Raw genomic sequence first — 22,148 nt, forward strand, 5'->3', positions numbered from 1 at the left:
CGTTCAGCCTGCGCCGCACACCTCTTGCCTTCTATAAAGGAAGCGCGCGCCTCACCCGAGATTGGCGGGTTTGCCATCGTCTTCATGGGCCGAACGCAGCGTGCACTCTTAAGCGCATGAAAATTCTGAAAAAAGTTTGCCATCAGGAAAGCTTTCGACTACATTAGCGCGCCTCGACAGACAGAACATGTCTGCAGAGATACGGTGAAGTGTCCGAGTGGCTTAAGGAGCACGCCTGGAAAGTGTGTATACAGGAAACTGTATCGAGAGTTCGAATCTCTCCTTCACCGCCACATTGAATATCAAAAAACCCGATTTCGAAAGAGGTCGGGTTTTTTGCTTTCTGCGTGTTCGAAAATTGCTCGGTCATCATTTGCTGCTCATTGATCGGCTGCGCGCAGGGGTCGAAATCCGGTTTTGTTGGCGTTGAACTATTGTACTGACCAGTTAGAATGGCCGCATTCATGGCTCTGCGTCACTCGCTGCATCAACAAGGGTCGAGATTTACATTACTGAGGTAGAGAGTAGTGGAACCGCTATTTGCAGTCGTTGCGACCACAGGATATTTGCTCCTCGTCGAGGTGCATTCCAGAAAAGTTATCCCGCTCGAGAACGAACGCACTGAATATTACGGCGTTTCATGGTTTCCGGGGGCAAGGATTTTGTGCTCAGCCACTCTGGGCTGGATAACGTAAAGCTGAAGGATATCCAGACCTACGCGACCTCAGAAGTGGGATTTCTTTCGCACGGTAGTTTCCATTCCGAAACCTTTCTCTCGGAACCACACCAGCTGCTCTGCGCATCTGACGGTCGCGTGGTGTGTACCAACACCGGACGTAACGCGATCACTGTGGTCGACCTGGAAAAGCCCGGGCATTTTCAGGAAAAGCGGCTGAGCAACGTTCGCTGGGATCGTCTTTCACTGGAAGAAATCACCGGCGATCATCTCAATTCCGTATTCGAAAAAGATGGTCATCTTTATGTCATCGCTCACGGCCACCATAACGGTTCGTTAATGGCAGTACTGACTTATCCGGCGTTGGAGCTGGTCAGTGTCAAGCCCATTGAGCGACGTACGGGCCTGCACAATGTGTGGATATCGGACGAAGGGCAGAAAATTGCCTGCCACAGCAATATCGGTGCGCTGATCGATCTGGAAAGCAACGAAGTTCTCTGGGAGGCGGGGAGTCCAATCTATACGCGAGGCCTGGCCGTTTCGTCCGACATCATGCTGGTGGGAGAAAGCCAGATGACCGGACGTGATTTGCGCCGCAGCTCCATGAGCGGTTTGTGGGTTCTGGAACGGGGAACCTATAAAGCACTGGACTACATCTGCCTTGGTCCTTACGGCGCCGTCAACGAAGTCCGCTTGTTGAACGTAAAAGACTATGCTCACCACGGCCATACTTTTCCGTTTGTATCGGAGTTGTTCGAGCGAAGTCTGTTCAACCGTAAGTCTGAAGAGCGTCTGGCTGCTTGCCAGCGTTCGAAAAACATTCAGCAGGAGTGGGCGGGCGTCGAACTCGTCTACGGCGTGCCGAAGACACTCGAAGACGGCGGCAAAGAGGCCATCCTTGGTAACCTGTGTCTGATCAAGAAGATTGAAGACGTTTCGCAAGCACAACGCAGCCTGGCGTTCAGTTATTCGTTGGACACGCCATCTACCGATTCTCACGTTGCGGTGGTGACTTATCAGGGCAGTGGCGGTGACACGGATATGAACGCACTGCTGATACAGCCTATCAATGATGTCGAGGCCGGACTGGTACTTTGGACAAATGATGGCGCGCACTGGAATCCCGAGCCCGATGTGCAGGTGACGGGACTTCCTCATAGCGGTGACGTTCGCGTGGTAGCGAGTGAAGCAGGGCTGGAATTTTATCTGAATGACGAATGGCGTCTTACCGTAGACGCAGCCAGGCTGCCTTTTCTCGAGGGCTCATTGGGTATTCGCTGGATCGGATCGACTATCAGCCGGTTTATCGAATAACGGTCAATCATGATGTCTGGCCCGATCTACGGCTTTTGAGCGGCGAGTTGCCGCTCAAGACTAACGTGTTTGAACTCAGACTCTACGCGAGATGAGGAAACGTATGACAAGCGAAAAAAACAGCGTGCCTGAGAATGTCGTTCTGCACCCTACGCAAGTTGCTCCCAGTGATCGGGAGCGTGCCGTGGCGCAGAAGCCTTTTACCATTTGGTTTACCGGATTGAGCGGTTCAGGCAAATCGACGCTGGCGTTCGCGATTGAAAAAAGCTAATTGAAAGTGGCAAGCCTGCCTTCGTGCTGGATGGCGATAATGTTCGTCACGGACTTTGCAGCGACTTGGGTTTCAGTGCTGAGGATCGCTCCGAAAATATTCGCCGTATCGCTGAAGTAGCGCGTTTGATGAATGACGCGGGTATCACCGTGATGGTGGCATGTATCTCTCCGACCAGAGTGAGCCGTGAAAAAGCCCGATCCGTCATTGGCGACGAGCGTTTCTTGAGGTCTATCTGAACACGCCACTCGATGTATGTGAGCGGCTGGATCCTAAGGGACTTTATCGCAAGGCCCGCGCTGGTCTGATCCCGGAGTTTACGGGGATCAGCGCACCTTACGAAGTGCCTGAATCTCCCGCCTTGGTTTTCGATGCAAGTCAAATGTCAGTCTCGGCCTGCGTAGAGGAAATCGTCTCCAAGGCCAACGGTCTTGGGCGATAGGGCTCCAATTGTCCAATTGGGGCGGATCCTCCGCTCGTCGGAGACCAGGCTTCGTGTACGGCTAGTCCCGGAATGACCGGCTAGTCTCAAAATCCTCGGAGGTCGATATTTTTCAGGCAAAACATTTTTGCCAGTATCGGCCCGGTTCCGCAGGGGAGAGGCTATGACAGGTCCATATATCGAAGACGATGGCGCTGAGTTTTCCTTCAACAACTGTGTGCGCTGCGGTCAAACGGAGTATCAGTCGGGTTTTGGCGAAGATCCGGTGAGCACCGGCAAAATCAAATCCACGGCCCCGAAAGGGCCGAAAGCGAAATTCCTGCCCAGGGTCACGGCAAGGGCCAGAAAGTGATTTCATCCCGTACCCCGTCACTGAACGGGGTTTTTACGTGCGCGGGAGTGCGGATCGGAAATGCCTGGCGGGCGTTGACATTAATGTCGGTTTTTTTCACAAACTTTTCACGTTGGTCAACGTAGGGTGAAGCCATCCGTTAGAAAGCAAGTCTCCAGCCCGTCTCCCCAGCGGGCTTTTTTTGCCCGGCATTAAACCTTTTTCCTGAGCGCGGTCCAATCGACGCTGCCGCCTGCGTCTGGACTTTCCTGCGCCGAGCACATTAAATCCCGCTCCTTCTCGTCATCCTGTTTATTTGAGGTTTTCGTCATGCGTTTAACATTGCCTGCGTTGGTTCTTGGCCTTCTGGTTGCTCAAGGTGCGATGGCTGCCGGTGATGGCACCGCGGCGCTGGGCGGTGGCCTCGGTGGCGCGCTGGGTAACGTGGTCGGTCAGAAAATGGGCGGCAGCACCGGCGCCGCCATTGGCGCCGGCGTCGCGGGCGCAGCGGGCAGCGCAGTCGCCGCGCGCAAGGGCAGCCGCACCAAAGCGGCGATCGGCGGCGGTGTCGGTGCAGCCGGTGGCTCGGTGATCGGCAACAGCCTGGGCGGCCGCAACGGCGCCACCATCGGCGCGGGTCTGGGCGGTGCGGCCGGCGGCGCAGTCGGCAGCAATCTGGGCAAAGGCCATAAGCGCCACTAATCCCGAACGCTGTCAGAAGAGGCCCGACTCGATGTCGGGCTTTTTCATGGCTGAACGTTTCGTGCGAAATCATCTCCAATCTGCATACGCCCCGCTTGGGCGGACTGTCCCGATTCGGGAACTGCGAGGTTCATATGCGATTGTCATTATCTGCACTGTTTTTTGGCTTGGTCGTGGCGCAGGGCGCGATGGCGGCCGGAGATGGCACCGCTGCCGTAGGCGGTGGTCTCGGCGGTGCGCTGGGTAATGTGGTTGGCGGACAACTTGGCGGCAGCACGGGCGCGGCGGTCGGCGCAGGTGTCGGCGGCGCAGCGGGCAGTGCCGTCGGCGCGAACAAACGCAACCGCACCGAAGCCGCGATCGGCGGCGGTCTGGGCGCAGCAGGCGGTTCGGTCGTCGGCAACAGCCTCGGCGGCTCCACCGGCTCCGCCATCGGCGCGGGCCTGGGCGGCGCAGCAGGCGGCGCGGTAGGTAACAATCTTGGCGACGACGACGGCGGATCTCATTCCGGCGGCCACAAGCACAAGAACAAACACAAAAATAAACATCGCTGATTGATCAACGGAAACCCGGCCTGGCGCCGGGTTTTCGTGTCTGGCCGTCAGGCAGAGGAACGATTGGCGGCAGGGCTTTTCGAACGTCATACATCCCACACGCTCAAGAGGTGCGCCATGACTCCCGAAACCGAAGGCAAAGAAGAGAAGGGCCCGAGTGGATTGCCGTTTATCAATGACCCGGGAACGAAGATCCGGGCTCGCTGATGGATGATGCGACGGTGCCGTTGAACGATGCGGATGAGGCGGATATGGAGTATGAGGAGGATGGGGATGAGCAGTGAGAGTGTTCGTGGTGAATGGAGATTTTGAATATGGGTTTAAAGGGCCTGAGTCAACAGGCCCTCCTTGTGGTCGTGTTTAGGTCGTTTCTTTCGAGTCGGCCCAGATATATAGATTACTTATGGCTGAAATTTTTTTGATTTTTTTAGATTGATGTATTCGGCGAATTCTTTTTCTATAATTTCTTCGTCGCAATACTTTCTATGTTTAGATGGTCGTTCACGAGCAAAGTTGTATAAGCGCCAAGTGTCGAATCCATTGATTTCACCATTAGGTCCATAGTCAAAATCTACGGTTCCTGTCGATAGATTGATGCGGCAGCCAATGCCGTGCAATTCATATTTAACGCCTCGAGTGACTCTCCCGCATCGCTTGATCGCCTTGGTATACCAGAGCTTTCGAATATCTCGAGTGCCAAATTGTCTTTCAAGTATCGACGTGCTGGAATCTACCATGGAGATAAAATCATTTATCAGGGTTTCCAGAGTTTCACTTTGATCGCTCATCTTCTTCTCCGGTGCTCCAACCTGTCGAAGCCTACATTATTTGCTGACTCTAATATATCTTCAATGCTTCTTAGAGATCTTTCGTACGCTTTCAGATTTGTTATGAGTTTAATCGTCACATTGGTCGAAGTTTGTCGTGCAGCTGCTGCGCGGTGGTGTCCATCCAGAATATATAAACTGCCGTTATGTTCTAGAACGTCAATGGGGCGTACTGAATTGAATCCGTCACGCATTTTGTCCTTATACTCATCTACTGTCCTAGTTGAGGTCTTACCCGCGATTGCATGTACTCGTTTCAGAGTGTTTGGATCTATATTGTGAGCAATGGCCGGTAGGTCAGGCTCCCCCTCATCAACCTTAACCCCATCACTCGCCCCCGGAACATCACACCCAGGTTTATTCGGCGGCGGGCAATTGGACGTCAACCCCAACGGATCCACCCACCCCGTCGGATTCGGCACGTACTGGTACTGGTTCAACCCACCCGCGAGCTTCACCGGATCCGGCGTCAGGTACCGTCCCAATCTCGGGTCGTAATACCGATGGCGGTTGTAATGCAGCCCACTTTCAACATCGAAATACTGCCCCTGAAAGCGCAGTGGTTGGTCGAGGTAATCCTCGCCAGCGAGGGTGACGGCAGCGACTTTGCCGTAGGCGTCGTATTGCGCGGACCAGACGATTTCGCCGCTGTAGTCGGTGAGTTCCTGCGGGGTGCCGAGGTGGTCGAGTTGGTAGTAGAACGGGCAGGCTTTTTCGGGCCTTTGCCGTCGAGCATCGCGAGTGGGCGGAAGGTGCCGGGTTCGTAGAGGAAGCTGCGGTATTGCGTGGCGCTGCTTTCGGCGACGAGGTGTTCGCCTTGCCAGAAAAATTCGGTGACGGCGCCGTCGACGGTTTTGCGGATGCGCCGGCCGAAGGCGTCGTACTGGTAGGTGGCGGTCTGGCCGTCGGGGCGGGTCAGGCCGATCAGGCGGTGCTGGCAGTCGTAGCGGTATTCGGTGATGAGGGTCTGGCCGTGGCCTCGGCGTTCGCGGATCAGGTTGCCGAAGGCGTCGTAGTCGTAATGACGGTCGCCCTGCATCAGCAGGCGATTGCCCTTGATCTGCGCAGGACCGGGGCGGTCCTGCATCAGCAGGTTGCCGGCCGGGTCGTGGGCGAAGGATTCGGGCAGTTCGTCGCGTGAGTGACGTACGCGGATCAACCGGTCGAGGGCGTCGTAGCCGTAAGTGCGCTGGCCGTGGCGGCTGTCGGCGATGTGCTCGAGATTGCCGTTGGCGCTGTAGGCATAATCGCGGCGGTACAGCGAGGAATGGCGATGGCCTACGGCGTGGGCGAGCAAGCGGCCCTGGTCGTCGTAGGCATATTCGCTGAGCAGCAGACCTTGCTGACGCTGCTGCTCGCGACCGGATTGATAGACGTGGCGGGTCAGCGGCGTGCCGTTGAGGTCGATGGCGCTCAGCGCACCGCCCTTGGCGTAGTGATAGTCGAGCTTGCTGTTGTCCGGCAGGCGCAGACGCTTGAGCTGACCGCAAGCGTCGTAGGCATAACGCAAGGTGCCCCAGCCCTGATGCTCGGTGATCAAGCGGTCCTGACGGTCGTACTCGAAGGCCAGCGGATGGTTCTGGCCGTCATCGACAGCGATCAACCGACCGAGGCGATCGTAGTCGTAGCGAACTTTGCTCCCATCGGGCAGGGTTTTGACGAGTAAACGGCCGGCCCTGTCTCGCTCGTAGCGGGTGACCAGACTGGGACCGAAATCACCAAACTCGGTCTTCTCCAGCAGGTGCCCGTTGAGATCGTAGGCGTAGGCCGTGCGCCGCCCATCAAACCCGGTTTCCTGTCGGATCAATCCGGTCGGCGTGTAATCCAGTCGGTATTTTTCGCCCGATTCGTTTTCAATCTCGGTCAGCAACAGCCGCGCATGGTCATAGCGATACTGCACGCGGGTGCCGTCGGGGTTGATCCGTCGCGAGACCAGGTGCAGGTCGTCGTCATATTCGTAACGGGTGATACGACCGAGCTCGTCGCGCTCAGCAGTGACTTGCCCGTAGGCGCCGTAGCTGTAGGCACGGGTGCTGCCCGTAGGAGAAGTCGTCAGGATCAGTCGGCCGGCCGCGTCCCACTGCTGCCGGCTGACAACACCAAATTCGTCCTGGGTGGTAATCCGCCGACCCAGCGCGTCGTAGGAAAAACGCCGCACGCCACCATCAGGCAGGGTTTCTTCGATGAGCTGGCCGAGCTCGTTCCACACCCAGCGATGGCGGCTGCTGTCCGGATAACGCAGCGACAGCAATTGCCCGCGCAGGTTGTAGTAGTAATGGGTGACCTGGCCGTCGGGATCGACCGCTTCGGTGACGGCGCCTTCGGCATTGCGCCGGTAGATCCACACCGCATCACCACGGCAACGTTTGTAGAGAAACCCGTTGCGGTACTCGTAGGACGTTGGCGCATCGTCCGGCGGAATCAGTGCGATCAGCCGTCCGACTTCGTCGTAGCGGTATTCGGTGACCGCGCCCAGAGCATCCTGCTCGGCGATCAACCGGCCTTGCCCGTCATAGGCCTTGAGCTGCTCGCCGCCATCGGCCGCGACCTGGCGCACCAGACGCGCACGTTCGTCGTGGACGTAGACCTCTTCGGTGCCGTCGACGTAATGCACGGTCACGCTGGCGTCGTCATCGTTCCAGACGTAACGGGTGTTCATCTGCGAGAACGACGCCCAGTGCCGCACGCAGCGGGCGGCTTTGCCCTCGCGCTGCCATTCCCAGAAGAAGCTCGCGCCGCCGGTCAGCTGGCGCTGGAGGATGACGTGGTGGTCGTCATAGTCGTAGCGCTCGCTGTCGCCGACCGCGTTGGTCGCGACCAGCAGGCGTTGGCGGGCATCGAAGCTGTAGGTGGCGAGGTTTTGCTCGGTGATCCAATCGCCCTGAACGAACACCTGATAGTCGACTGCCACCAGTTGCGTGCGGTCATAACGCAACAGCAGGGCGCGGCCGGCGCCGTTGTCCAGGCGCTGAATGCGGTCGAAGCGATCACGTTGCAGGGTCAGACGATTGCCGTAGACATCGCTGATTGCCGTGAGCCGGCCGGCGCGAAAGTGATAAAGCGCGCGCTGTCGCCGGCCAGAGCAAGGATCAGTTCTTCCGGTTCATCACCGAGAAAGATCGCCGCCCGCGACAGACTGTTGTGGATTGCCGGGCGCTCGACATTGGGCAGGGAAAGCGGGTGCGGCGGTTCTCGTGGTCGATCCAGGTCACGCCATCGCCATCGAAGGCCAGCCGATGCGCGAGCGTATGGCTCCAGCCAAAACCCAGGCCGATGTCGATCTCGACCGCGCTGCTGCGGTACAAACGGGTGAACTCGAACGGCAGCACGCCGTCGAGCACGGCGTCGGTCAGGGTCAGCAGTTCTTCGCCGGTGACCATTGACACCGGGCAGCCGTTGGTACAGGTGTTGGGCACGCAGTCGGCGGCGTCGCCGTTGGGGTTTTTCGCTTGGTCGGGAGCGTCGTCGTGGGGCTCGTGGCGCTCAAGACGGGCCATACCTTGGGATTTTTCCCGCGCGAGTGGCGCCGGATTCGGCACGCTCAACACCACTGTGTCGGCCTGGCGAATGTTCAGCGGAATCGACGGTGTCGGCTTCAGCTTCACCTCGCGCGCATGAAACATCAGCGGCTTTAGCGTACTCGCGTGCTGCTTGAGCTCCGGCGTCGAAGTGAGCTCAGCCAGACGCAGGGCTGAGGCGGCAAGCCACTCCCGCGCCCGTGGCGACTTGATCTTCGCCAGGACCTTGCTGCTCAAACGCAGCGATACGCCGGCCCCGCCTGCCACGCGCATCAACAGGAAACTGATCAGCAACTCGGTGCGAACTTCGGCCACCACCTCGGCAAGGTATTGCGGCGGCAGCATCTTCAGCCAACTGGTGAACGCGGCCAGATGAATGAACAGCCACGGCTCGTCGCTGAGCATCAACAAGGCGTTGGCAATCGCCTCGCTGGACGCCGCCAGCAGCGCCTCAAGTTCGACTTCGCTGAGGTATTCCAGAAGCTTTGCGCTGTGCTCCTGCAGATCGGCAAGGAGGGCAAACAGCTGTTGAATGTCATCCCAGACGCCATTCAGGGCTTTTTCCAGGCCACGCCAATCGGCCCGCTGCAACTGCCCGTAACGATCGAGAAAACCGGCGCTGGAAAACTCCGTCCATTGCGGCTCGAAACCTGTCCATTCGCCGCGCAGCCAGTTTTCCAGACCGGCGATGACGCCTTGATAAGAGGCGTACAAAGCGCGCACGTGGGCAGTGGAAACATCGGGAAAGAAGGTGACGCGGTAGCGCTGGCCGCGCATGCAATCGGTCACTTCGAGGATCCCGCTCGGGCCGATGGTGTGGCGCAGTGGTTCGCCGAAGGTCTGTACGCCGTCGACTTCGCTGAGCAGCGGTTCGAGGGTCACCGGGGTGTCGCCGATCGGCACAAAGCGCGCCGCTTCGAACATGTGCACCAAGGTCAACGGACCGCTGGCCGAACATATGACCACCGATGAGCTGACAGGTGCGCGCGAGGTGATCGGCGCGCTCAGTTGTACGTCATTGCCAACCTTGAACACCTGCTCGATGTCCAGCGCGGTCCCGGTCCAGAACTGCTCGGCCCAGGCGTCGTAGTTGTTCAGGCACAGGCGGAACTCATCGATCAGCGCTTCGAAATCGGGCTGCTGGGGATTCAGGGCGGCCACCACCAGCAGTCCGATGCTGTTGTTCAGGGCCAAGAGCCGATCGGGTTGAAACATTCGCAGTCGCTCGCGCATATGAAGAAACGGGAGCGCGGACTTTGCAGGGGATCAAAAAGGAAAGAAGTCGGGTAAGTAGGCAGTATCTGTAGGAGGTTTCGCTAAATGCGAAAGGGCGTCGATGGTGTTGCCCGTTGCTCAATGTCCATCCGCCTCGCTATGCTGCCGAACCCATTAATCAGATCCGCGTTGCGGCACATTGCCTGTCGCCCGGGATGTCTTTGTTAACGGATCCGATGATGAATGCACCGCTGAAGACGTTCGGCCCGATCAAGGCCGTGATTTTCGATATGGACGGTTTGCTGCTCGACACTGAGGGCATTTACACCGAGGTCACCTCGCTGATTGCCGGGCGCTACGGGAAAACCTTCGACTGGAGCGTCAAGCAGAACATCATTGGTCGCGGGGCCAATGACCTGGCCAATTACGTGGTGCAGGCGCTGGAGTTACCGATCAGCCCGGAAGAATTCCTGGAGATTCGCGAGCCGCTGATGCGCGAGCGTTTCCCAAGGCCCAGGCGATGCCGGGGGCCGAAGCACTGGTGCGTCACCTCAAGGCGCACAACATTCCGATCGCGGTCGGCACCAGTTCGTCGCGCCAGTCGTTCGGGCAGAAAACCACTTTGCACCGCGACTGGTTCGCGTTGTTCGATTTCATCGTCACAGCGGACGATCCGGAAGTCGGCGCGGCCAAACCGGCGCCGGATATTTTCCTCACCGCCGCTCGGCGTCTGGGCGTCGCGCCCAAGGATTGTCTGGTGTTCGAGGATTCGCCGTTTGGGGTCACCGCGGCGAAAGCAGCAGGCATGACCGCAATCGCCATCCCCGACGCGGCGATGGCCGATGAGAAATATGCTCACGCTGACGGCATTATCCGCTCGCTGAAAGACTTCAGGCCAAGCGCATTTGGCCTGCCGACGCTGGAACTGGCCTGACCGCTCAAACAAACAAGCCGCCCTTCCTATAAAGAAGGGCGGCTTTTTTGCCGTTCTGTCAGGCGCCGAAGCCACCGTCGATGGTCAGGCTGGCACCGGTGATGTAACCGGCTTCCGGCCCTGCCAGGTAGGCGACGAAGCTGGCGATTTCATCGGCGGTGCCGTAACGACCGACGGCCATCAGCGGGATCAGGCTGTCGGCAAAGTCGCCGTGGGCCGGGTTCATGTCGGTGTCGACCGGGCCAGGTTGCACGTTGTTGATGGTGATGCCCCGAGGGCCGAGATCGCGGGCCAGGCCTTTGGTCAGGCCGACCAGTGCCGATTTGCTCATCGCGTACACGCCGCCACCGCCGAAGGGCATGCGATCGGCGTTGGTGCTGCCGATGTTGATGATCCGCGAGCCTTCGCCCATGTGTTTCGCCGCTTCCTGCGAAGCAATGAACACGCTACGCACGTTGATGGCCAAAGTCTGATCGAAGTCTTCCAGTTTGAAATCTTCCAGCGGCGCGATGGCCAATACGCCGGCGTTATTCACCAGAATGTCCAGCCGGCCAAACGCTTCGACGGTGGCGCTGACGGCGTGGCGAATCGCGCTGGCATCGGCGCTGTCAGCCTTGATCGCCAAGGCTTTGCCGCCGTTGCCGGTGATGCTGTTCTGCAATTCTTCGGCTTTCGCGGTGGAGCTGACGTAGGTGAAAGCGACGGCGGCGCCTTCAGCGGCCAGACGTTTGACGATGGCCGCGCCGATGCCGCGCGAACCGCCTTGAATCAGAGCGACTTTGCCGCTGAGGTGTTGAGTGGTCATGTTCGATCTCCAAGTCTTCAAGGCGGAATGCCTTGGTGTTGGTGCCGAGTATCGGCGTGGCATCGACAACCGGGTAGACCATGATTGCTATAGTCTGTGTAAACCAGAAGTTTATAGTGGCGATCATGGAAACGTTCAGCAGTATCGAATGCTTTGTGCGCAGCGCCGAGGTCGGCAGCTTTGCCGAGGCCGCACGACGCTTGAGCCTGACCCCGGCGGCAGTGGGTAAAAGCGTGGCGAAACTGGAGGCGCGGCTTGGCGTGCGGCTGTTCCAGCGTAGTACACGCAGCCTGACCCTGACCGAAGCGGGGCAGCTGTTTTTGAGTGAAGTCAGCGCCAGCCTGACCACCATCCAGAATGCCGTGGCCAACCTGGCCAGCGCCGGAGGGCAACCGGCCGGTACGCTGAAAGTCAGCATGGGCACGGTGTTCGGCCGTCTGTATATCGTGCCGCTGCTCGGTGAGTTCCTGCGGCGCTATCCGGCGATCAACCCGGACTGGCATTTCGATAACCGCCAGGTCGATCTGATCGGGCAGGGCTTCGATGCGGCAATTGGCGGCGGCTTTGAACTGCCACAAGGCGTGGTTGCGCGCAGGCTCACGCCGGCGCATCGGGTACTTGTGGCATCGGAGGATTATCTGCACAACCATGCGCCGATCAGTCATCCCGATGACCTCAAGCAACATGACGGCATCCTGATCCGCTCACCGCAGACCGGGCGTGTGCGTTCGTGGCAACTTACCCATCGCGATCAACAACACAGTCCGCTGACGTTGCGGGCGCGGATGACTATGAGTGATTCCGAGGCTGCCTGTGCAACGGCGATGCAAGGTCTGGGGATCGCGCTGGTGAGCATGCCGTTTGCGGTTGCGTATCTTCAGGCCGGGACGTTACGGCGGGTGCTGCCGGACTGGTTTGTCGATGATGGCAATATTTCGATCTATTACGCCGAGCACAAATTATTGCCGGGCAAGACCCGGGCGTTTGTGGATTTCGTGATTGAACAGTTTGCTGAGCAGGGGTTGGTGCGGCGGTTCAGTGCTATTTGAATAGGGCTTGGGAGCGAGTCGTTTTCATTCGCGAGCAGGCTCGCCCCACAGGGGAACACATTCCAAATGTAGGAGTGAGCCTGCTCGCGATGAACGATAACTCGGTCTATCGAGCAAAGCGCTGCGGCCAGCCAACAATATTCTTCGGCCGTGGCGTGGCATACGTGCGCACCTTGGAGGTCGACAACTTCAAGCGCACCAGCGATTCGGCAATCGTCACCGCCGCTGTCACGCCATCCACCACCGGCACGCCGGTGCGGCGGCGAATCTGTTCATCCAGCCCGGCCATGCCGCCGCAGCCCAGGCAAATCACCTCGGCCTTGTCCTGAGTCACCGCCAGTTCGGCCTGTTGCACGATCGCTTCCAGTGCACGCTGCGGTTCATGTTCCAGCTCCAGAACCGCCAGCCCGCTGGCGCGCACCGAGGCACAGCGATCCCACAGGCCGGACAATTTCAGCCGATCCTCGATCAGCGGCACGGTGCGATCCAGCGTGGTCACCACCGAGTAGGCATGGCCGAGGAACATCGCGGTGCTGGCCGCCGCGTCAGTGATATCCACCACCGGCACGTTGAGCAATTCCTGCAAGCCTTCGCGGCCATGTTCGCCGTAGCCGGCCTGGATCACCGCATCGAACGGTTGATCGTAGGCCATCACCCGGTCCATCACGGCGATGGCGGCGAGGTAGCTTTCGAAATTGCCTTCAATCGATTCGGCGCCGAAGTACGGGGTCAGGCCGACGATTTCGGTACCGGGCGAAGCGACGGACTGCGCCGAGCGGGCGATGGCGTCGGTGATGGATTCGGTGGTGTTGACGTTGACCACGAGAATACGCATGGAAAATCCTTATTGCGGGCAGTGGTGCGGCCCGAAAACCGGGCCGCGAAGGGATCAGTGGCTGACGTTATCCACAGCGATGCACTCGCCGCTGACGTCGGCGTAATGGGTGTGGCGTTTGGCGACGATCAGGTAAAGCATGCCGGCGATACCGGCACCCATCAGCCAGGAGAACGGCGAAACGCTGTGGAAACCGGGCACCAGCGCCAGGACGATGGCGATCAGCGCTGCAGGAATAAACGCCGCCACCGCGCGGAAATTGATGCCTCCGCTGTAGTAATAAGCGCCGTTGGGGTCTTCGCTGTAGAGTTGCGGCACATTGATCCGGCCTTTGCGGATCAGCCAGTAGTCGACCATGATCACCCCGTACAGCGGGCCGAGCAGGGCGCCGAGGCCCGACAGGAAATACACGATCACCAGCGGGCTGTTGTAGAGGTTCCACGGCAGGATCAGCACGGCGATGGTCGCGCTGATCAGCCCGGCGCGGCGGAAGGTCAGGTACTTCGGCGCCAGGTTGCTGAGGACGAACGCCGGGGCGACGAAGTTGGCCATGATGTTCACCGCGACGGTGACGATCAGAAAAGCCAGGCAGCCGAGCACCAGAAAGAATGTGTTGGGGATCGAGGCGATGATCTCGGTCGGGCTTTCGATGATCCGCCCGTTGATCTGGAACTGCGCGCCGCACAGCAGCACAGTAATCGCTGCGAACACCAGAATGTTCACCGGCAAGCCCCAGAAATTTCCTACCTTGATGGTTTTGCGGCACGGCGAAGAACGGGCGAAGTCGCAGAAGTTGAGGATCAGCGTGCCGTAGATCGCCAGCCACAACGCGCCGCCGGCGAAGATGTTGCGCCACATTTCGCCACCGGTCAGCGGCTCGCGGATCGACCAGGCAATGGTCGCGTTGGCCTGGAAGTACATCCACCCGGCGAGCGCGGCTACGGTGAGCAGAATCACCGGCCCGGCAAACGCCTCGTAGCGGCGTACCATTTCCATGCCGTAGGCAAGAATCGCCAGTTGCACCAGCCAGATCGCCACGAAGCACACCCAGCCCAGGCTCGACAAGCCGAGTATAGAGTTGTGATCGTATTCGGCGAAGCCAGGATGCACGGCAGTCAGCAAGACGCGGAATACCACCGAGGCGAGGTACGTCTGAATACCGAACCAGGCGATGGCGATAACCGCCCTGATCAGTGCAGGAATTTGCGCACCGTGGATGCCGAAGCTGATCCGGCTGATCACCGGAAACGGTACACCGGTTTTCTGCCCCATGTACCCGGACAGGTTCATGAAGAAATACACCAGCGCCGCGCCGATCCCCAGCGACAACAGAATCTGCCAGCCGCCCAGACCCAGCGCATACAGGCCGATGGCGAACGAGTAGTTGGCGATGTTGTGCACGTCGTTCGTCCACAGGGCGAAGATGCTGTACCGACCCCAGCGCCGGCCTTCGGCTTTGGTCGGCGCCAGATCGCTGTTGTGCAGACGCGGGCTCAGTTGCAGCGGCTCGCTCAGCCCGTCATCGGGCAACGGTTGATCGAGCGTGGAGGAGGGCAGATTCAGCGCGATGTTATTCGAAAGACTTGTACGCATTCCGGCAGGCTCCTGATGTTCCCCCGCGATGACTGTGCATGAGCGCTCAGGCTCGACAAATCTTCGGCGCGGCGGAAAGACATCACTGGTTACGGGGCATCTGCAGCCTGTACGGGATAGGGCGCTTCAGGCTTGCGGATCGAAAGTGTGCATGTTTTGCGGTTTTGTATACAAAACATGTATGCGATAAAGCCAGATTTGTGCCAGTTGCCAATCTATAAGCGGCAGGGCTCATTTCGAATAGTTATCAATGCGGCATAAGTGGCTGAAAAACAGGCGATATAAATTGATCGATTGGACAGGAATTTTTTCAGGGAGGGAAGTTGCAGAGGGCAAGCGGATGGGGATTCTGCTGGGAAGTGTAACTTTTCAGGGCGTCAGAACTGAAAGTGCACACATAAATGGCACCGATGGTGACAACCTTGTGTACACCTTTTATGTGCCTGGCACATATCAATGTGGAGCGAGCCTGCTCGCGAATGCGGTGGATCGGGCAACTGAAACGTTGACTGGAACCGCGCTTTCGCGAGCAGGCTCGCTCTCACAGATCTTTCCTATAAATGGGGGATCAAACCTTGCTCTTGCTGATGATATTCCCCGCATGCAACCCGCACTCTTTCTGCGTGGCTTCTTCCCACCACCAGCGGCCTTCGCGCTCGTGCTGGTTCGGCAGTACCGGGCGAGTGCAGGGTTCGCAGCCGATGCTGATGAAACCACGCTCGTGCAGGCTGTTGTAGGGCAGTTCGAGCATGCGGATGTAGCCCCAGATCTCCTCGCTGGTCATCTGCGCCAACGGGTTGAACTTGTACAGGGTGCGTTCCGGCGTCGAGAAGGCCGTGTCGATTTCCAGCACTGCCACAGCGCTGCGGGTGCCCGGGCTCTGGTCGCGGCGCTGGCCGGTAGCCCAGGCTTTGACCTCGGACAACTTGCGCCGCAGCGGTTCGATCTTGCGGATGCCGCAGCATTCGCCATGGCCATCTCTATAGAAGCTGAACAGGCCCTTTTCCTTCACGAACGGTTCGAGTTTCGTATAGTCCGGCGAGACGATTTCAATATCGATCTTGTAGTGATCGCGCACTTGCTCGATGAAGCGATAGGTCTCCGGATGCAGGCGGCCGGTGTCGAGGCTGAACACTTTGACGTTTTTGTTCAGCTTCCACGCCATGTCCACCAGCACCACGTCCTCGGCGCCGCTGAAAGATATCCACAAGTCATCGCCGAACTCGGCGAACGCGAGCTTGAGGATGTCCTGGGCGGATTTGTTGGCATAGGTCGTGGCGAGTTCCACGACGTCGAACGTTGGGCTCATCAGGGCGGCTTCCTACAGGTCAATGGCGCTCGGGCGCTCTATAGGGGGCCGATGGTAACAAAAAGCTGCCGCGCTCGGGGCGTCCTCTGCGTTGCGCGCGTCTGGTGCAGACGCTAGAGTTCGGCCTCGCTCGACTCAATAATCACTACAAACGGGAGTGTCTTGTGGAAATTGCTTGCCTGGATCTTGAAGGGGTACTGGTACCGGAAATCTGGATCGCCTTCGCCGAAAAACCGGAATCGACGCCCTCAAGGCTACCACCCGGGACATTCCCGACTACGACGTATTGATGAAGCAGCGTCTGCGCATCCTCGATGAGCACGGTCTCAAGCTCTCGGACATTCAGGAAGTCATCGCCACGCTGAAACCGCTGGACGGCGCGGTGGAGTTCGTCGACCGGCTGCGCGAGCGTTTCCAGGTGGTGATTCTCTCGGACACTTTTTATGAATTCTCGCAGCCGCTGATGCGCCAACTGGGTTTCCCGACCTTGCTCTGCCATCGCTTGATCACTGACGAAAGCGGTCGGGTGACGGGCTATCAACTGCGTCAAAAAGATCCCAAGCGCCAGTCGGTGCTGGCGTTCAAGAGCCTGTACTACCGGGTGATCGCGGCGGGTGATTCGTACAACGACACGACCATGCTCGGCGAGGCGGATGCGGGGATTCTGTTTCATGCGCCGGACAACGTGATTCGCGAGTTTCCGCAGTTCCCGGCGGTGCATTCGTTTGAAGAGCTGAAGCAGGAGTTCCTCAAAGCCTCTAATAGAGAGTTGAGTTTGTAGTCGTCTGGAAGGACGTCTTCGCGAGCAGGCTCGCTCCCACATTGGAATGCATTTCCTGTGGGAGCGAGCCTGCTCGCGAAGCTTCTAAACTTTCAGAGGTTCTGCAGGGTATCGAGCAGGATCCGCACTTTAGTCATCGACTCCTGATACTCCGCCTGCCAGTCCGAATCGGCGACGATCCCGCCGCCGCCCCAGCAGCACACCTGGCCATCCTTAACCAACAGACTGCGAATGGCGATGGAGCTGTCCATCTCGCCGCGCACGTCCAGGTACAGCAACGATCCGCAATACAAACCGCGCCGGGTCGGCTCCAGTTCGTCGATGATCTGCATCGCCCGAATCTTCGGTGCGCCGGTGATCGAGCCACCGGGGAAGCTGCCCGCGATCAGGTCCAGCGCATCACGATCCGCCGCCAGTTCACCGGTCACGCTGCTGACCAAGTGATGCACATTCGGATAACTCTCCAGACTGAACAACTCCGGCACCCGCACCGAGCCGATGCGGCAGGTGCGCCCGAGATCGTTGCGCAGCAGGTCGACGATCATCAGGTTTTCCGCGCGGTCCTTGGGGCTGGCCAGCAGTTCGGCGGCGTTGGCCGCGTCCTCGGCTGGGGTGACGCCACGGGGGCGGGTGCCCTTGATCGGACGGGTTTCAACCTGACGCTGGCTGACTCTGACGAAGCGTTCCGGTGACAGGCTCAGCACTGCGCCGCCGTCGGGCAGGCTCTGGAACCCGGAAAACGGCGTTGGGCAGGCCTGGCGCAATGCGCAATAAGCCAGCCACGGATCGCCCTGGCATTCAGCACGAAAGCGTTGCGCGAAGTTGACCTGATAGCAGTCGCCAGCCTGGATGTAATCCTGAATACGCTCGAACGCCTGACGGTAATCCTCGGCCGAGAGATCAGCGGCCATCGGGGCGTTCAGTTTGAAGGGAGCGAGGGCGTCAACTTGAGGCTGAGTGAACAGCGCGATCAGTCGTTGCCGTTCACTGTCGACAAGCGATGGATGAAAGACCAATTGGCTGGTTTGCCCGTGGTGATCACTGATCAGCGCCCAGTTGTACAGGCCGAAACGCGCATCGGGCAGTTCCAGGTCATCCAGCGCCTGACTCGGCAGGTTTTCCAGATGCCGGCCGAAGTCGTAGCTCAAATAACCGATCAATCCGCCGGCGAACGGCAATTCGTACCCGGCAGGCACCTGCGCGTCGCCCAAGCGGCTGAGGTTGTCACGCAGGCGCTGGAGGAAGTGTGCACCGCTTTCGTCCGGCAACACCGCCAGTTGTTCCAGCGGCCAGGCGCTGAGCACGTCATAACGGCCGCGCTCGGCGCTCGGCCGGCCGCTGTCGAGCAGCACAGCGCCGGGGGCATTGCGGATGGCCGCGAAATAGTCGGCGGGATTGGCACGGTAGGGCAGTGGGTGTACGGAACAGGTCAGCATGGGCGGGGCAGATCGGCCGTAGAGGCGGGGTGGGGATTGTAGTCCTCTGCGGGAATTGCTCCTAGAGGGGATGTCGGCGATTGGCAGATGGGCGGCACGCTTGCGGCTCGTGGTGGCAGGAAGTCCGCCTTCGCGAGCAGGCTCGCTCCCACAGGGGATTGCATTCCAATGTGGGAGCGAGCCTGCTCGCGAAAGCCGCGACTCGATTCTGGATCAGCCCTCGACCGCAGGAATATGCCCAAACATCTCCTGGGTAAACGCCACCCGCTCTTCAACCGATTCCTTTACGCCCCGCGCCTTCAGCTCTTCCAGCCGCGCTTCAACCGCGTGGGTACGCAAGGTCAGCCCGCAATCGTTGGCGATCTGGATGTTCAGCCCCGGCCGCGCATTCAGCTCAAGAATCAGCGGGCCTTTCTCCTGATCGAGCACCATGTCCACGCCGATATAACCCAGCCCGCACAGCTCATAGCAGCCGGCGGCGAGTTTCATGAAACCGTCCCAATAGGGCAGTTGCACGCCGTCCACCGCGTTGGTGGTGTCGGGGTGTTTGGTGATGATGTTGTTCAGCCAGGTGCCGCGCAGAGTCAAACCGGTGGCCAGATCGACGCCGACGCCAATGGCGCCCTGGTGCAGGTTGGCCTTGCCGCCGGACTGACGCGTCGGCAGGCGCAACATCGCCATTACCGGATAACCCATCAGCACGATGATGCGGATGTCCGGCACGCCTTCGTAGCTGATGCTCTTGAAGATCTGGTCCGGGGTCACGCGGTATTCGATCAGCGCGCGGTCGCGGTGGCCGCCCAGCGAATACAGGCCGGTGAGGATGCTCGAGATGTGATGCTCGAGCTCTTCGTGGGCGAGAATCTTGCCCGACACCGTGCGATAGCGGCCTTCGAAGCGGTCGGCGATGACGATGATGCCGTCGCCGCCCGCGCCCTGCGCCGGTTTGATCACGAAGTCGTTGCGCCCGCCGATGATCTCGTCGAGCTTGTCGATTTCCTTCTCGGTGGAGATCACCCCGTACAGCTCCGGCACGTGGATGCCGGCGGCGATGGCGCGTTCCTTGGTGAGGATCTTGTCATCGACAATGGGGTACAGGCTGCGCTTGTTGTACTTGAGCACGTAGTCCGCGTTTCGGCGGTTGATGCCCATGATGCCGCGCGCCTCGAGGGCCTTCCAGGTCTTCCAGAAACCGAACATCAGGCGTCAGCCTTCTTCAGGAAGGCCTTGAAACGTACCAGTTCGGTCAGGCGGTAGCCGCGATAGCGACCCATCGCCAGCATGAAGCCGACCAGAATAAGCAGGATCGCCGGGAAGGTGAAGACGAAGTACACCAGCTCCGGCACGGTCATGATCAGGTGCGCCAGGGAGGCGGCGAACAGCGTACCGATGGCGACTTTCAGCGCATGGTTGGCGCCGCGTTCTTCCCAGGTGATCGACAGGCGTTCGATGGTCATGGTCAGAATCACCATCGGGAACAGCGCCACCGACAAGCCACGCTCAAGGCCAAGCTTGTGGCTGAACAGGCTGATCGCCGCGATCAACACCACGACAAAGGTCAGTACCACCGACAGGCGTGGCAGCATCTGCAGTTTCAGATGTTCGAGGTACGAGCGCAGTGACAGGCCCAGCGCGGTGATCACCGTGAACAGCAGAATGCCGAAGCCCAGCTGCGTTTCACGGAAGGCGAGGGCGATCAGCACCGGGGTGAACGTGCCAAGCGTCTGCAGGCCGATCAGGTTGCGCAGGATCAGGATTACCAGCACGCCGATCGGGATCATCACCATGATCATGAAGGTTTGCTGGGTCTGCAGCGGCAGGCCGTACAGCGAGTAATCGAGGAAGTTGGCGTCGGTGTTTTCGTCGGTCAGCTTGGCCAGACGAATCGCGTTCATCTCGCTGTTGTTCAGGCTGAAAGTCACGTTGGCTTTCTTGCCGCCGTCGACGGTGATCAGGTTTTCGTCACCGGTCCACCACAGCAGGCGGTCGGTTGGCAGGCCTTGTTCACCGGTTTCCGGGTTGAAGTACAGCCAGTCGTTGCCGTTGAAGCTGCGCAGCCACAGTTCGGGAGTCTGGGGCTGATCGGCGACGAGGCGGATGGTGTGGACTTTTTCTACCGGAACGTGGGCAATCGACAGCAGCAGTTCGACGATCTTGGCTTTGTGCGAGGTCGACGGATCGCCGGCCAGCAGCAACTTGACGTTGTCGTCATTCACGTTGTTGACGCGCTTGATCGCCTCGCCAATAAAGGTTTCGACGTCGGCCGAATGTTGGCGGATCGGCGCGAGCAGGGCTTCGGCGGCGATCTTTTCCGGGCCTTCGATGACCATGCTGTCACGGAAGGTCGGGCCTTTGACCTTGGATTTTTCCGCGGTGTAGCGCTTGGTCAGCACCAGACGGTAATACAGCGTCTGGTTGCCCTTGGCGCGACGGGCCGACCAGGTCACCTTGCGGTTGCCGTCGACGCGGTTGACCGCGACGCCGTAATTATTGGAGATGAAGCTTTCGTTGAGGCTGACGTAATCGCGGCTCAATGGCGGCACGAACATCTGGATCTTCACCGGATCCTTGGTGCTGGCGACGAACTCGACCTTGGCGTCGATGTTCCACAGGTCGTCGGTGGCGTCTTCGGTCACCGGGATGCCGAGCACGAAAATCTGATAGGCCGTAACCGAAACGCCCAGCAGCACCAGTACGGCGATCAGGATTTTCAGGTGGAAGGTTAGAGAACGCATGGAAATTACTCGGCGGTATGAGCGGCGATGGTGCAGGCAGGTTTGCCGGCAGCGTATTTAAGACTGGGGTCGACCAGCGCGTCGAAGCGTTTCAGCGCCTCGGAGCCGATCAAGAGCGGATATTGGAACGCACTTCGGTCGGTGAGGTTCACTTCGATGCTGCGCAATGCCGAACCCATGCAGATATCCAGCTCGATCACCGGGCGTGCGGTGTACTGCTTGCCTTCTTCCGGATCGTAGTCGCCGGCGCGGCGCTTGATCTTGCTGACCCGCGCCAGCGGCCGTTCGATGGGGTGCGAATGCGCGGCGTCGATCGCCAGGTAGAAACGTACCCAGGATTCACCGTTGCGTTTGAAGCGTTTGATGTCGCGAGCGCTCAGCGAGGCGGTTTTCGCGCCGGTGTCGAGCTTGGCCGCGACTTCGAGATTGATGCCGTCAAGCGAAGCGTATTCGTTGAGGCCGTACACGGTTTTTTCCCCGCGGCGGCGAGGCCGGGCAGGCAAAACAGAGCAAAAAAGGTGGGGAAAGGCTTGAGTCTCATAAATCCTGGTGCGCAGCGTTCCGTTATCGGTTCAGGTGCCCCGCACAACCGTGCGCAAACCCCCGCGTGTGCCTATCAGCTTTTTATGGCAAGCCGTACAAAGACCCGCAAATGCGGGCGGCATTCTAGCACGGTGGTTTTATGGCGCCAGCGCTTGGGCCGCTCCATGGGCGTTGAGCAATTATCCTTGTGGCAGCCCTGTGGGAGCGAGCTTGCTCGCGAAGGCGGCGTGCCATTCGAAGCCACGTTGACTGACATTCCGCTTTCGCGAGCAAGCTCG

Annotated in this window: 13 protein-coding genes, 1 tRNA gene and 5 pseudogenes; 9 read left to right on the plus strand and 10 right to left on the minus strand. The window is 59.3% G+C overall.

Features of this window, described 5'->3' with window-relative positions:
- Positions 1 to 203: 203 nt before the first annotated feature.
- The 6 genes and pseudogenes from LJU32_13285 to LJU32_13310 all read left to right on the plus strand — a co-directional run bounded on the left by LJU32_13285 (position 204) and on the right by LJU32_13310 (position 4,290).
- Positions 204 to 293: transfer RNA gene (locus tag LJU32_13285), tRNA-Ser, on the plus strand.
- Between the two features lie 347 nt (positions 294 to 640).
- Positions 641 to 1,990: a hypothetical protein gene (locus tag LJU32_13290; GenBank protein WKV90966.1), complete on the plus strand. Its 1,350-nt coding sequence runs from the start codon at positions 641 to 643 to the stop codon at positions 1,988 to 1,990.
- 103 nt (positions 1,991 to 2,093) lie between these two features.
- Positions 2,094 to 2,703, plus strand: a pseudogene (cysC, locus tag LJU32_13295) (adenylyl-sulfate kinase).
- 163 nt (positions 2,704 to 2,866) lie between these two features.
- Positions 2,867 to 3,055, plus strand: coding sequence for a hypothetical protein (locus LJU32_13300; protein WKV90967.1), 189 nt, complete (start codon positions 2,867 to 2,869; stop codon positions 3,053 to 3,055).
- Between the two features lie 309 nt (positions 3,056 to 3,364).
- Complete coding sequence (locus LJU32_13305; GenBank protein WKV90968.1) at positions 3,365 to 3,736, plus strand: bacteriocin; 372 nt, start codon at positions 3,365 to 3,367, stop codon at positions 3,734 to 3,736.
- Positions 3,737 to 3,870: 134 nt separating this feature from the next.
- On the plus strand, positions 3,871 to 4,290 hold the full coding sequence (locus LJU32_13310) for a hypothetical protein (GenBank protein WKV90969.1): 420 nt from the start codon (positions 3,871 to 3,873) through the stop codon (positions 4,288 to 4,290).
- A 401-nt stretch (positions 4,291 to 4,691) separates the two neighbouring features.
- On the opposite strand, the gene LJU32_13315 is transcribed toward LJU32_13310, so the two are convergent.
- Entirely contained in the window at positions 4,692 to 5,078 is a 387-nt protein-coding gene (locus tag LJU32_13315; protein WKV90970.1) for a hypothetical protein, read from the minus strand.
- Positions 5,075 to 9,850 (minus strand): annotated as a pseudogene (locus tag LJU32_13320) (DUF6531 domain-containing protein). Before LJU32_13320 ends, LJU32_13315 begins: the two are co-directional and overlap by 4 nt.
- 239 nt (positions 9,851 to 10,089) lie before the next feature.
- Between LJU32_13320 and LJU32_13325 the strand changes: the two are divergent.
- Positions 10,090 to 10,784 (plus strand): annotated as a pseudogene (locus LJU32_13325) (HAD-IA family hydrolase).
- A gap of 58 nt (positions 10,785 to 10,842) precedes the next feature.
- Here LJU32_13325 and LJU32_13330 read toward each other — a convergent pair.
- Positions 10,843 to 11,589: a 3-oxoacyl-ACP reductase FabG gene (locus LJU32_13330; GenBank protein WKV90971.1), complete on the minus strand. Its 747-nt coding sequence runs from the start codon at positions 11,587 to 11,589 to the stop codon at positions 10,843 to 10,845.
- A gap of 125 nt (positions 11,590 to 11,714) precedes the next feature.
- On the opposite strand from LJU32_13330, the gene LJU32_13335 reads away from it, so the two are divergent.
- The gene (locus tag LJU32_13335; GenBank protein WKV90972.1) at positions 11,715 to 12,638 is read left to right on the plus strand and encodes a LysR family transcriptional regulator; all 924 of its coding nucleotides are present in this window, start codon (positions 11,715 to 11,717) and stop codon (positions 12,636 to 12,638) included.
- A gap of 106 nt (positions 12,639 to 12,744) precedes the next feature.
- Here the strand turns inward: LJU32_13335 and LJU32_13340 are convergent, their stop codons facing one another.
- The 3 genes from LJU32_13340 to LJU32_13350 form a co-directional block, all read right to left on the minus strand.
- Positions 12,745 to 13,473: an aspartate/glutamate racemase family protein gene (locus LJU32_13340; GenBank protein WKV90973.1), complete on the minus strand. Its 729-nt coding sequence runs from the start codon at positions 13,471 to 13,473 to the stop codon at positions 12,745 to 12,747.
- A 54-nt stretch (positions 13,474 to 13,527) separates the two neighbouring features.
- On the minus strand, positions 13,528 to 15,066 hold the full coding sequence (locus tag LJU32_13345; protein WKV90974.1) for an NCS1 family nucleobase:cation symporter-1: 1,539 nt from the start codon (positions 15,064 to 15,066) through the stop codon (positions 13,528 to 13,530).
- 568 nt (positions 15,067 to 15,634) lie between these two features.
- A complete protein-coding gene (locus LJU32_13350; protein WKV90975.1) occupies positions 15,635 to 16,375 on the minus strand; it encodes a phosphoadenylyl-sulfate reductase in 741 nt (246 codons plus the stop codon).
- Positions 16,376 to 16,539: 164 nt separating this feature from the next.
- Here LJU32_13350 and thrH point away from each other — a divergent pair.
- Positions 16,540 to 17,156: pseudogene (gene thrH / locus LJU32_13355) on the plus strand (bifunctional phosphoserine phosphatase/homoserine phosphotransferase ThrH).
- Positions 17,157 to 17,248: 92 nt separating this feature from the next.
- On the opposite strand, the gene pabB reads toward thrH, so the two are convergent.
- The 4 genes and pseudogenes from pabB to LJU32_13375 form a co-directional block, all read right to left on the minus strand.
- Positions 17,249 to 18,592, minus strand: a complete 1,344-nt coding sequence (gene pabB, locus LJU32_13360) for an aminodeoxychorismate synthase component I (GenBank protein WKV90976.1) — start codon at positions 18,590 to 18,592, stop codon at positions 17,249 to 17,251.
- Between the two features lie 213 nt (positions 18,593 to 18,805).
- Entirely contained in the window at positions 18,806 to 19,792 is a 987-nt protein-coding gene (locus LJU32_13365) for an alpha-L-glutamate ligase-like protein (protein ID WKV90977.1), read from the minus strand.
- Positions 19,792 to 21,327, minus strand: coding sequence for an inactive transglutaminase family protein (locus LJU32_13370; GenBank protein WKV90978.1), 1,536 nt, complete (start codon positions 21,325 to 21,327; stop codon positions 19,792 to 19,794). The genes LJU32_13365 and LJU32_13370 overlap by 1 nt, the downstream gene beginning before the upstream one ends.
- A 5-nt stretch (positions 21,328 to 21,332) precedes the next feature.
- A pseudogene (locus LJU32_13375) lies at positions 21,333 to 21,868 on the minus strand (ATP-dependent zinc protease).
- Positions 21,869 to 22,148 lie beyond the last annotated feature (280 nt).

The organism is Pseudomonas sp. B21_DOA (genome assembly GCA_030544685.1).
In the GTDB taxonomy this organism is placed as follows: Bacteria; Pseudomonadota; Gammaproteobacteria; order Pseudomonadales; family Pseudomonadaceae; genus Aquipseudomonas; species Aquipseudomonas fluorescens_AO.

What these genes read in the sequence shown, in the direction of transcription:
- LJU32_13290 (WKV90966.1), top strand. Translation starts at nt 641, where the DNA reads ATGGTTTCCGGGGGCAAGGATTTTGTGCTCAGCCACTCTGGGCTGGAT.
- LJU32_13300 (WKV90967.1), top strand. Translation starts at nt 2,867, where the DNA reads ATGACAGGTCCATATATCGAAGACGATGGCGCTGAGTTTTCCTTCAAC.
- LJU32_13305 (WKV90968.1), top strand. Translation starts at nt 3,365, where the DNA reads ATGCGTTTAACATTGCCTGCGTTGGTTCTTGGCCTTCTGGTTGCTCAA.
- LJU32_13310 (WKV90969.1), top strand. Translation starts at nt 3,871, where the DNA reads ATGCGATTGTCATTATCTGCACTGTTTTTTGGCTTGGTCGTGGCGCAG.
- LJU32_13315 (WKV90970.1), bottom strand. Translation starts at nt 5,078, where the DNA reads ATGAGCGATCAAAGTGAAACTCTGGAAACCCTGATAAATGATTTTATC.
- LJU32_13330 (WKV90971.1), bottom strand. Translation starts at nt 11,589, where the DNA reads ATGACCACTCAACACCTCAGCGGCAAAGTCGCTCTGATTCAAGGCGGT.
- LJU32_13335 (WKV90972.1), top strand. Translation starts at nt 11,715, where the DNA reads ATGGAAACGTTCAGCAGTATCGAATGCTTTGTGCGCAGCGCCGAGGTC.
- LJU32_13340 (WKV90973.1), bottom strand. Translation starts at nt 13,473, where the DNA reads ATGCGTATTCTCGTGGTCAACGTCAACACCACCGAATCCATCACCGAC.
- LJU32_13345 (WKV90974.1), bottom strand. Translation starts at nt 15,066, where the DNA reads ATGCGTACAAGTCTTTCGAATAACATCGCGCTGAATCTGCCCTCCTCC.
- LJU32_13350 (WKV90975.1), bottom strand. Translation starts at nt 16,375, where the DNA reads ATGAGCCCAACGTTCGACGTCGTGGAACTCGCCACGACCTATGCCAAC.
- pabB (WKV90976.1), bottom strand. Translation starts at nt 18,592, where the DNA reads ATGCTGACCTGTTCCGTACACCCACTGCCCTACCGTGCCAATCCCGCC.
- LJU32_13365 (WKV90977.1), bottom strand. Translation starts at nt 19,792, where the DNA reads ATGTTCGGTTTCTGGAAGACCTGGAAGGCCCTCGAGGCGCGCGGCATC.
- LJU32_13370 (WKV90978.1), bottom strand. Translation starts at nt 21,327, where the DNA reads ATGCGTTCTCTAACCTTCCACCTGAAAATCCTGATCGCCGTACTGGTG.